The 12074-nt window shown below is 43.4% G+C and carries 7 protein-coding genes; 4 read left to right on the forward strand and 3 right to left on the reverse strand.

Features of this window, described 5'->3' with window-relative positions; all coding sequences use genetic code 11:
* Nucleotides 1-51: 51 nt before the first annotated feature.
* The 3 genes from BARVI_RS10310 to BARVI_RS10320 are packed head-to-tail and all read right to left on the reverse strand — an operon-like array spanning nucleotide 52 to nucleotide 3797.
* Nucleotides 52-2148, reverse strand: coding sequence for a glycoside hydrolase family 97 protein (locus tag BARVI_RS10310; protein ID WP_025279171.1), 2097 nt, complete (start codon nucleotides 2146-2148; stop codon nucleotides 52-54).
* 23 nt (nucleotides 2149-2171) lie between these two features.
* Nucleotides 2172-3191, reverse strand: a complete 1020-nt coding sequence (locus BARVI_RS10315) for a FecR family protein (protein ID WP_084547046.1) — start codon at nucleotides 3189-3191, stop codon at nucleotides 2172-2174.
* Nucleotides 3192-3209: 18 nt separating this feature from the next.
* A complete protein-coding gene (locus tag BARVI_RS10320) occupies nucleotides 3210-3797 on the reverse strand; it encodes an RNA polymerase sigma-70 factor (RefSeq protein WP_025279173.1) in 588 nt (195 codons plus the stop codon).
* 192 nt (nucleotides 3798-3989) lie between these two features.
* Here BARVI_RS10320 and BARVI_RS10325 point away from each other — a divergent pair, with 192 nt between their 5' ends.
* From BARVI_RS10325 to BARVI_RS10340, 4 genes are read left to right on the forward strand one after another with little or no spacing between them, the layout of a single operon-like run.
* Nucleotides 3990-7280 carry a SusC/RagA family TonB-linked outer membrane protein gene (locus BARVI_RS10325; protein ID WP_232213977.1) on the forward strand — a complete coding sequence of 1097 codons (3291 nt, stop codon included), beginning with the start codon at nucleotides 3990-3992 and terminating at the stop codon, nucleotides 7278-7280.
* 21 nt (nucleotides 7281-7301) lie between these two features.
* Nucleotides 7302-9035 carry a RagB/SusD family nutrient uptake outer membrane protein gene (locus BARVI_RS10330; RefSeq protein ID WP_051401159.1) on the forward strand — a complete coding sequence of 578 codons (1734 nt, stop codon included), beginning with the start codon at nucleotides 7302-7304 and terminating at the stop codon, nucleotides 9033-9035.
* A 26-nt stretch (nucleotides 9036-9061) separates the two neighbouring features.
* Nucleotides 9062-10624 (forward strand): SusF/SusE family outer membrane protein, encoded by a 1563-nt coding sequence (locus BARVI_RS10335; RefSeq protein WP_025279176.1) that lies wholly within the window; start codon nucleotides 9062-9064, stop codon nucleotides 10622-10624.
* 17 nt (nucleotides 10625-10641) lie between these two features.
* On the forward strand, nucleotides 10642-12054 hold the full coding sequence (locus BARVI_RS10340; protein WP_025279177.1) for an alpha-galactosidase: 1413 nt from the start codon (nucleotides 10642-10644) through the stop codon (nucleotides 12052-12054).
* Nucleotides 12055-12074: the final 20 nt, after the last annotated feature.

The raw sequence follows: 12074 nt of genomic DNA on the forward strand, positions 1-12074 counted from the left end.
TAAACAGGCGAAAGAAATTTTCTCTCGCCTGGATAAACTAATTATTTAAATTTAATCTACTGGTTTTATTGAAATTGCGAATCCGCCGCCACGAGCCATATGGATTTTGTCTTTTGACGTACTGTCTACCGTCTTGGTGGTAATGGTATAAACTTCGGGATTGTCGAAGCCATCGCCATCCGGAGCATCGGCATAAATGGTTGCTTCATACGTTTTACCGGGTGGCAGGAAGTTGTAATCAAGTGTATAGTCTCGGGCATTTTCATCAGTAACGCCTCCTACATACCATGCATCGCTGCCTTTGTCTTTGCGGGCGACTACGATAAAATCTCCCGGTTCTGCATCAAGATATACACTTTTGCTCCAATCAACCGGTACGTCTTTGATAAATTGGAATGCGTCCATGTGCTTTTGATAGTGCTCGGGCATATCCGCAGCCATTTGTAAGGGGCTGTACATGGTGAGATACAATGCAAGCTGGTTGGGGATGGTCGCACGCTTCTGTTTACCTTGACCGCCAGGCGCAAAATCGGTTATCTTCATACGGAATATGCCCGGAGTGAAGTCCATAGGACCTCCTTTAAGGCGGGTAAAAGGCAGTATGGTGCAGTGTTGCGGACTCATGTCGGCGAATTCCTGTCCCATAGCACTTTCGTTGCCTACGAGATTGGGGTATGTGCGGCATAGGCCTGTCGGACGTACAGCCTCATGGGCATTTACCATAATATGTTTATCTGCTGCTTTTTTTACAGCATCGAGATAGTGCTTTACCTGCTTCTGACTGTAATGATGTTCTCCTTTAGGTATGATATTACCGACATATCCACTTTTCACTGTGTCATAGCCGTATCGCTTCATCAAGTCGTAGGCGGCGTCCATGTGGCGGTCATAATTATCGACCGAAGAGGAAGTTTCATGGTGCATCATCAATTTGATACCTTTGCGGTGGGCATAATCATTGAGTGCAGCGATGTCAAAGTCGGGGTAAGGAGTGACAAAATCGAATACATAGTCCTTCTCTTTGCCGAACCAATCCTCCCAACCGATATTCCAGCCTTCGACAAGAAGTTGGTCGAAACCATGCTCTGACGCAAAATCAATATATCTCCGCACATTCTCATTATTAGCCCCATGAATGCCATTCGGTTTGGCTTTTGAATAATCAAAAGTCGCAAGATTGAAATTATCGGCCCATGTATAGCTCCATGAACTTTTGCCGGTAATCATTTCCCACCATACTCCCATATATTTGGTAGGATGAATCCATGATACGTCGTCCAGAATACATGGATCGTTCAGATTTAAAATAAGATTTGATGCGAGAATGTCAGTTGCTTTCTCTCCTACGGTGATGGTGCGCCACGGCGTTTTAAAGGGAGTGTGTATAGTTGCGATCGTACCGCCTTGTCCGGGCGTGAGATGGCTTTTAAATGTCATTGTGGTGTCATTGAGTTCGAGACTCATCGCAGGGAAGTCGACCAATGCCGCCTCGTGGAGATTAAGATAAAGACCATCGTTGGTTTTTAGCATCAAGGCTGTCTGCACTCCCGTAGGTGAGAATCTTTGTTGCGACGCATTATTCATGAAGTTGTCGTCGGCGTGTGCGCGTATTTCGCTTAGGCGTGATGTAGTGTATTCATATTCCTGGGTGTCATAATCTCCGGGGATCCACCATGCCGTATGGTCGCCAGCCATTGCTATCTGTGTGGCTTCGTCTGCGATTACAAATGCTTTGGCCGTCTGCTCAGGGAATATATATCGGAAGCCGAAGCCGTCATTATATGCTCGGAACTCTATGTCCATTTTCCGGTCGCCCTGTTGGAGGTTGACGATCATCTGTGTGTAACAGTTCTCGATAGTGTCGTTTTCGCCCCATACTGGTGTCCATGACTCATTGAAATCAGAGCGTTCGATGCCTGTTATCTTGAAATTGTCGGTTAGAGAGGTTGTATCTTTAAGCACAAAGCCCAGCAAAGAAGGAAGAACGATGTCGTTGCCTTTGTACTTTGCGGAGTAGGATGGCTCGCCTTTGTCTGTGAGAGTAAAGGCAATCTCGATATTGCCGTCTGGCGAAAGCAGATTTTCAGTGGTAGAGCTACAGCTGGTAAGGACAAGGGCAATAGCGAATAATTTTATATGTACATTCATATGAAAGATTCGATTATATGATTTTAGGAAGGCATTATGCGGATTCTTGATTTAAATTTGGTTGTATCGTTGGGGGATTTCAGGTTCTCAAATTCACACGTCACAGGAGCGGCCAATTCAAAGAAACGCACCACCTCGCTTATGTTCTCGCCGTTAAGAATCATCCGGAATGTTCTCTCTTTCAATTCTGGCGCAATATCGAACTCAACATCATATATTTGCTGAAGCCTATTACAGATATTAAAAAGAGGTTCATCCTCAAAGATTAACGTGCCATTTCTCCAACAGCAATATTTTTCTGTATTTATATGGTTGCTAATTGTTGGACGGCCATCTGCTACTGCCAGATGTTCGCCGGGATTAAGTGTCATTGATTTACTTTCTACTTCTACACTTACTTTACCATCGACTAATGTTATGGAAGCGGACGAGTCATAGGCATTTACATTGAATTCCGTACCGGTTGCCGTGACTGTCATATATGGAGTCTTTACATTAAATGGATGTTTCGCATCAGCTTTGACATCAAAGTATGCCTCTCCGTGTAATATCACATTCCTCACATTGTCATCCATCATGGGGTCATATTGCAATGAGCTGTTTGCGTTAAGCCATACGATTGTGCCGTCTGGAAGAACCGTGCTGCTGAGACAGCCAAAAGAGGTGGTGATTGTCACATCAGCAATATCTCGTCCCTCCGATGGCCTATAAATCAGATATCCTACCACTGCAAGTAGTGGCAAAATAGCAACAGCTGCAATGCGCGACCAATATCCGAGCAACTTCTTGAATATTGCAAAACGTGAAGATACAATACCGGTCTTACGAAGCACTTTCAATTCTGCGCTTACGGTATCTATATCGTTTATATCTAAAGTCGGATTCAAGACTGCCCATATATCCTGTTGTCGCTGAAAGTATTTTCTATTTTGCTCATCCGACTCAATCCAACGCCGTAATTCCTCAATCTCATGCGATGAAGCATTACCCATCAGATAACGGCTAATTAAGGAATCTATCGTATTATTCATGTTATTATCCATCTTAATTTCTTATAATTCTTATAAAAGGTGTTGAAACGTTAGAATCCAATATATGATGATCTTATAATCTTTGAGATTCTGTTGAAGAAATTTTACCGTTTTGCTGACGCGAGATTCCACAGTCCTGACCGAGATATTGAGTTTCTCGGCGATTTCGGTATATTTCAGATTATGTGTTCTTGACAACCTATATGTTTCAAGAACATCCGGCTGGAGCTGTGAGAGCAGATTATCAATAGCGTCACTTAATTCCGAATACATGACATGTTCATCGGCCGGCAGGGACATGATAATCTCATGGTTCATATCCTGATATAGGGTCTTGACCTTGCGGTGCTTGATTTCGTCTAAAGCAAGATGCTGTACTAAGGATATAAGATATGTCCTCAGTGATGTCCGAATTTCAAGAACTTTTCGGTTCGTCCAGATTTTCACAAATGCTTCCTGGACTATATCTTCGCGTGTCTCCTTATCCGGGATGAAACGGGATGCGAAGATTACAAGGTCTGAATAATAATGTCGAAAAATTTTAACAAACGCTTCATGGCTGTCTATCTTCAAGGCAGCCACTAAAAGCATTTCGTTTTCAAATTTTTCGTTTTCCATGTTATGATATTTGTTGCGAAGTTAATCATTATTACGCTCGCTTCCAAGCACTTCAAACAAAAAAATGAATAAATTGAAAATTTTGTACTTTCTCGATGTGGATTATTTTTTCACAATCGTTCTTTATTTGAATTACCATAAAAATCTATAAATTAAAAATCATACCAGAAAACAATACCTCATATCAAAATAATGGAAAAAACAAATTCACATCCAATGCGCAGCCGTTGGCATCTGATGTTTAGGGCTATGCTCTTCCTGATGATGTTTGGCTATGGGCTATCGGCCTACGCATCCAACAGCAAGGTATCCATTGATGTCGATGGAATTGCCTTGGAAAATGTTCTTAAATCCATAGAACAGCAGACAAAATACCGGTTTATTTATAGCAAAGAGACTATAAATGTAAATGTTCCCGTAACACTCAAAGTCAAGGATGAAGCCTTGACATCAGTCCTTAATAAACTTCTTGCCAATCATGGTATAAGCTATGTTATCGACAAAAAACAAATTGTACTCAACAGTAGGTCGACTAAGGTAAATAAAAAAGACTCTGCATCCAAAGGTAATAAGATTAAAGTTTCAGGTATTGTATCGGACCCCTCCGGGGAGCCTCTGATTGGAGCCTCGGTAAGGAGTGACGTTTCAGCAGTCGGTGTATCAACCGATATTGATGGCCGATATGAAATAGAAGTGCCTGCCGGCAGTAACATTCTATTTTCATACGTAGGCTATTGCTCCGAAAAAAAGAAAGCAGAGAAAAGCGGGGTACTGGATGTCACTCTAACCGAAGACTCTCAGCTGTTAAGTGAACTCGTGGTCATCGGCTATGGCACAATGGATAAGAAAGAACTGACGTCGGCGATAAGCCATGTTGGCGAGAAAGACTTCTTGACTATCAGTTCATCAGACCCAGCCCGTTTGATTCAGGGAAAAGTATCCGGAATGTCGATTTCAAATACTGCAGCAGCCGATCCCAACAACACCTCAAGCATCCAGATCAGAGGTGTTTCCTCCCGCTCAGCAGGTCTAAATCCCCTTATCGTAATTGACGGTGTACCAGGTGGAAGTATGGCAAATTTGAACCCGAATGACATCGCGTCTTTTGATGTGTTAAAGGACGGTGCGGCTTCAGCAATCTACGGCACACAGGGGTCGAATGGCGTTATTCTTATAACTACAAAGAAAGCAAGTAAGGACGGCACATATAATGTTACATATTCAACCACTCTTTCATGGGATAAAGTAAATAAGGATCTGGATATGATGAGTGCCGATGATTATAGGAATGTCCGTCTTCCTTGGGGTGACAATGGAACAGACCTTGGAGGAAACTACGATTGGTTTGATGGAGTTAGCCGCACAGGCTTTGGCCATAAACATAATATTAGTGTTTCAGGTGGAAATGAACGTGCTAACTTTCGTGTCAGTGGGGATTATAAAAATTCACACGGCGTAGATTTACGTTCAAAACGAGAAGAGTACGGAGGTAGAGCTTCCGCCGGACTGAATTCCAAAGGTGGGCTTTTTAACCTGAATATCAATCTTGCGCCACGAATTATTTCCAGTGATGCTGCTGATTGGAACGTATTCAGAAACGCAATTTCAGCGAATCCGACAACCCCGTTGATGGATAGAGAAGATCCGACCCGCTATTACAATTTCTTTGGTCAGACAAGTGCCTATAACCCGGTGGAAGTACAGAAATTAGAGAAAAATCATACTGATACCCAATTGATTGATATGGATGGCACTGTGAAACTCAATCTGTTGCCTCTTCTTTGGACAGGTAGTAGGGAGTGCCCAATTACATTGAATACTCAGATTACGTTTGCAGAACACCGTTATACATATGACCAAACATGGTTCCGTCCGTCAACAAGCACATTGGCCGTCAACGAAGGTTTTGAAGGTCAGGCTAGCCGTTCCTATTCAAAGAGCAGGCAGGATGTTTTGGAATGGATAGGCAATGCCACCGGTAAATTTGGTAAAAACAATGTAAAGCTAATGCTTGGTTATTCATACCAGTATTTTCAAAATTCCGGTTTCAGCGCTGAAAACAGCGATTTCCCGAATGATGGATTAGGTGCTGATAATCTTGGTTCTGGTGAATACGCTAAAGATGAAGGTATTATCGGGATGAGTAGTTATAAAAATGACAGTAAACTCATTGCCTTTTTTGGTCGTGTCAGCTATGACTGGGATGGCAAGTACCTTATGACTGCATCAATAAGACACGAGGGTTCATCAAAATTTGGCAAAAACCACAAATGGGGCAATTTTCCCGCCGTTTCAGTTGGATGGCGCATAAGTAATGAAAATTTCATGGAATCGACACGCTCGTGGCTGAATGATTTGAAAATCCGTGCTGACTACGGCGAAAGCGGTAATCAGAATTTCGACAGCTATATGTCGTTGGCAACAATGAGCGGCTACGGCTATGCTTATATAAATGGCCATTTTCTGCAAGGATGGGGAGCATCTAAGAATCCTAACCCTGATCTGAAATGGGAACGTGCGAAAAACTGGAATGTCGGACTTGACTTCTCGATGTTCAACAACCGGTTCTCTGGATCGTTGAACTACTTCCGCAGAAGAACGGAAGATCTGCTCGGCGACTACAATGTCTCGGTCCCTCCTTATATGTGGCCTACGGCTTTTGTGAACGTCGGTACGATGGAGAATTCTGGCTTTGAGTTTGATCTGAATGTAAATGCCGTGCAGACACGCGATTTTACCTACAGCTTCAATGTCATCGGCTCCACGATGAAAAACAAATTTATCGATTTCAGTAACTCAAAATATATCGGCCAGGATTTCTACAACATGTGTGAGACGGAAAATCCGTTTCCGTACTATTATCTGCAACGCATTGAAAAAGGTCAGTCGATTGGAAATTTCTATATGTGGAAGTATCATGGAATCGATCACAACGGCGAATGGCTGGTTTATGACAGAAACGGAGATGTGATTTCGGCCAGCCGTGCGACTGAAGAGGATAAAGTGAAAGTTGGCAATGGTCTGCCAAAATTCACCATGTCAACGACTCATAATTTCCGTTACAAAAACTTCGACCTTGCCCTTTTCTTCCGTGGCGCTTTCGGATTTGATTTGTTCAATATCCACGATTTCTATTATGGCACACGCAAGTATAGTGGAAATATGTTGAAGAAAGCATATGGTAAGAATTTTAAAATAAGTTCAACCGGCTCTCATGCCGTAACTGACTATTTCCTTGAACGAGGCGACTATTTCAAACTTGACCAAATCACTCTTGGCTATACTTTAAATGTCCCCAAGGCAAAATATATGAATAGCTTGAGAATCTACGGATCGGTAACAAATGTCTTTACGATTACCAAGTTTTCCGGGGTTGACCCCAGTACATATCCTGTCAATGGCCTTACGCCGGGAGCGCAAGGGTCGTGTATGTACTATCCGACAACCCGGCAGTTTATCCTCGGTACACAGATTGAATTCTAATTAACAAAAATGATCGACATCATGGAAAAAAACATCATAAAATCCTTGTGCATCGTTTTAGGGATCATGTTTCTATCAGCATGCACAAACCTCGACGAAACCATCTATGACCAGGTTGAATCGAACAACTTCTACAATACACGAAAGGACGTTGAAAGAGTTGTAGCACGACCCTTCGAGCACTGTTATCATATGCTGCAATTCCGCCACTTCCTTCAGGAGCTTCCCTCCGATCAGATTATCTCTCCGTCTCGCGATGGATGGTGGGATGACGGTGGCCGATGGCGGCGTTATCACTATCATACATGGACTGCGGAGGATGATTACTTCGAGTTTCTCTGGAACAGTGGCTTCGAAGGCATCGGTCAGTGCAATTTCGGCATAGAAGAACTTGAAAAAATCGATAAGGCGAAATTTAATTTCACCCAGGAAGAGATTGACGGCTACATAGCTTCATTGCGTGTATTGCGGGCATTCTGCTATCTTAGCCTGCTCGATGGTTTCAGGAACATTCCCTATGTAGTGTCATTCGAGGATCAGACTAAAAACACTGAGGGGCAAGTGGAACCACAGGTGATTTTCAATTTTATTGAAACTGAGCTATCAACACTCATACCCAAGCTGCCAAAGAAAGAAGCTCTCGGCACATCATCGGAATTTCTAAGCAAATGGACTCAAGCAGGTGCGGCAGCCCTACTTGCAAGGCTATATCTGAATGCCGAGGTATATGTTGGATCAGAGCGATACACAGATTGCGCTAAACTCTGCCAGGATATTCTTGACGGTGTATATGGAACCTATGAAGTGGCAAATCGTTGGGACGCTGCATTTGATTGGGACAACAATACCTGTGATGAGGTCATATTTGCATTCCCGAATTATCCCGGTGGTAATGAATATTGGAATTATCATGCAAATACATATTGGTGGACTGTTCCTGCGAATGCCCATCTATACCTTAAAGATCAAAAGTGCAAAGCAGGTGGACACAACACCAAATATGCCGCCGCTCCCTCATATGACTTGACAGGCAAGCTTTATACCGATGAATTGGGAATGCCTATTCAGAAATTCCGTAAATACCCCGGCGATGAACGAATGAAACTTTACAAGAATCTCGGCAATGGTAAGCGTGAAGGTTTATTCCTTTATGGCTATCTTGAATATACTGATGATAATGGTAAAGTTAAGAAGGTTCGTGCTCCGGAGCGTGACTATGACTTATATATCCGTGACGCAGTTGGTGATTTCCAGAACCTCGATCCTGAACTTTGGCCATCAAACAAAACCAGCTCTATGACAACCGGCGATCATAATTCAGGATGGCATTATGTGAAATATCCCATGTACAGCGATGATGACCCACACCAATTGGAAGCGGCATATGCCGAAATTCGTCTCCCCGAAATTATATATATGCTCGCCGAATGCAAGCTCCGTTCCGGAAACACCCCGGATGCCGCTGCGCTTCTGAACAGCGTCAGACGCAGAAACTATCCGGTTGAAAATCTTTCAGAAGTCCTGTATGAGCCTGAAGGAAGCGCGAAATTGGATATGCAGGAAATGCTTGACGAATGGGGGCGTGAATTCTTTGCCGAAACTCGAAGAAGAACAGATCTGGTAAGATATGGCAAATTCAGTTCAGGCAAATGGTGGGATAAAACTCCTGACGTCGACAACCATACGGATATATTCCCTATACCATTCAAAGCACTTCAGGCTAATCCACATCTGGTGCAAAACAAAGGTTATTAACAAATCCATCACTCATCAATAGAACTATGAATAGAATTAAAATGTCTCAAGTCCTGATGTTTTTCTTCACATTATGCGTAATGAGCTCTTGTGAAGGAGAGAAGGATTTGATTGTATCTGACTTTAAAAGTCCGATACATACTAAAGAACTGTATCTTGTAGGTGATGCAGTGCCGACCGGCTGGTCATTCGAAGATCCAACTCCGATGCAATGCTCCGAGACGGATCCATATATATTCGTTTACAAGGGCCAACTGCATGAGGGAGAATTCAAGGTGAGTCTCGCACCGACATCAAGTCTTGATGTGGATTTCATCCGTCCGATTTATTATGGCCAGGAAATAGGTAAGGAACCGCTTGAAGCGGTCAAGTTCCAGATGCATGCCGACAACCCTGATGAAAAATGGCTTGTTGTCGCCAACGGCACCTATGAACTCACTTTTAATCTGCGCGACTGGACACTGAGCACCGAATATCTCGGTGAATTCGTGCAGCCGGAGGTTGCGCCTATCGAAACGGAGACCCTCTATATTGTTGGATCGGCCACATCAATCGGTTGGAACGTAGGGAATGCTCTCGAGACAGCTAAGAAAAGCAAATATATTTTTGAATATGAATGTTGGTTGAACGAAGGTGAACTTCGCGCCACCACTAAAAGAGCCTGGGGCTATCATATTCGCCCGGTAACAGACCATGTCAAAATCGGGAAAGACGGAATAGAAAATGAAAACTTCATGTATGTTTGGGATCCCGACATCAATTGGCTTGTCACCGATCCAGGCAATTATCATCTGACATTCGACCTTGAGAATTGGACTCTTAAAACCGAATTCCTTGGTGGAGAGAATCCCGACCGACCGTCGGATAAGGATCCGATTGAGACCTCTACATTGTTTATGGTCGGCGATGCTACTGTGAATGGATGGAACGGTGATGCCATGACGGCATTGACTCGTGATGCGTCAGACAGCCATGTTTTCACCTATGAGGGCAATCTTTATGCCGGAGAGTTCAAGGTTTATCCCAAAAGCGGAGATGAATATCCGTCGTGGGATGCGATCCGACCGTTGGGCGGAAACAGGCCGATTACTAAGACTGACATAACAGAAGAAGAATTCGATTATTCTCTTAACCCTGACTACAAGTGGGTTGTAAAAGATGCCGGGAAGTATCGTCTGACCTTAAATCTAAGTAAATGGACGATGAGCTGCAGCTATCTCGGTACCCTTGAAGATATCGAGATACCGGTAAACCCGATTGAGACCGAAGAATTCTTCATTCTGGGAGACGCCGCTCCTTCTGGATGGGATATATATAATCCCACCCCCGTCACACGAGTATCAAAGTATATTTTCGTGTATGATGGGCATCTCAATGCCGGGCGCATGCGTGCGACTCCTGTCAAGGACTGGGGAATTCATGTTAGGCCGAAATCTGATAACTCACCCATTGGCATCAACGGAGTTGCGTCATCAGGATTCATATATACTGCGAATCCAGACTATAACTGGAACGTAGAGAAAGCTGGAAACTATAAATTAACTTTCGACCTCGAACATTGGACAATTAAAGCCGAATATAAAGATTGACAAACACTCACTGAAGCATGAAAAAATACTTATTCTTCACGATTTTGAACATCCTTGTCATCATGATGGCTGGATGTTCAGACGATCCGAACTATGTTATGAATCGTCCGGATGTGCATGAACATCCCGAACTGACAGACATCGCAGGCTTCCATTCTTACAAAGCCCCATTATATTGGAGTATATATGAAGCGTGTCTCGACCAACAGGATCTGCCCGTTGAAAAACAGCACTTTTCTTTAGAGCAATGGAAGGAGGTTATCGATTGGGTTGCGACTGAACTCAAACCTCATGGATACGATATGGTATGCACTGATGGCTTCCTTGATACGCAATGTGTAGATGGTATCTTCAAAACACATTATGGAGGTACTGCTTACAGGGATATAATCGATTATGCACATTCCAAAGGTCTGAAAGTCGGAATATATGATATTCCGATGACATATACCTGCGCAGAACGCGATAAGGTTCCCGGTACTGAATATTCCATGGGCAGCCTTCTATATAATCCCGACATTGATGAAGTTATAAATCCGAAGGCTAATGAGCCGTATAAATATATAGTTATGTCGCATCCGGGAGCACGCGAATATATCCGGGCACTGATTAGATATTACAAAGAGCTTGGAGCGGATTTCCTTCGATTTGATTATCTGAGTCATTACGAAGATGGTTTCGACAGGAATAATATTGTCGGCAAAGGATATGGCCGTCAGAACTATGCCGATTTATTGGAGACTATTGCATTGGAAGCCAAAGAACAAGACATTATGGTTTCGCTTGTAATGCCACATTTATATAATGATGCCGAGATTGAAAAACGTTATGGCCATATGATACGTATAGTCCGTGACACTTGGACCGGGGGTTGGCTGCATACATCTTCTCATGACCGCGGCAAAATCTATAACCGTTGGTCGAATCTCAATAACCAGTTTGACGGTTTCACTTATTGGAGCCACTTGAGCGGCCGCGACAAGGTCATACTTGACGGCGATTTCACGATTGCCCATAGTTTTGAAACCGATGCTGAGAAGAAATTCTGCATCTCCATACAGTTGATGGCCGGAGGACCGATAGCTGTTGCAGACCAACCCGGTACCATTGGTGATAATTTAAAATACTACACAAACGATGAAATGTTGGCACTGAACCATGATCGTTTTGTTGGTAAACCGCTGTCAGATGTAGTTAATTCTGAAGGCAGTAATGTGTGGTATGGCCAAATGAGCAACGGCGATTACATCGTAGGTCTTTTTAACAGAGAGGACAATCCTAAAGTCTTCAATGTAGCTTTCGCGGACTTGGGAATCAGCAGTCCTATGAAAGTGCGAGACCTCTGGGAGCATGCCGATGAAGGCACCGCCTCGGCAATCAACGCGCAAATCGAGCCCCATGGATGCAAAATAGTAAGGCTTTCCAAATAATATAAATAGTTCAACCCCGA

It is taken from the genome of Barnesiella viscericola DSM 18177 (assembly GCF_000512915.1).
Classification (GTDB): domain Bacteria; phylum Bacteroidota; class Bacteroidia; order Bacteroidales; family Barnesiellaceae; genus Barnesiella; species Barnesiella viscericola.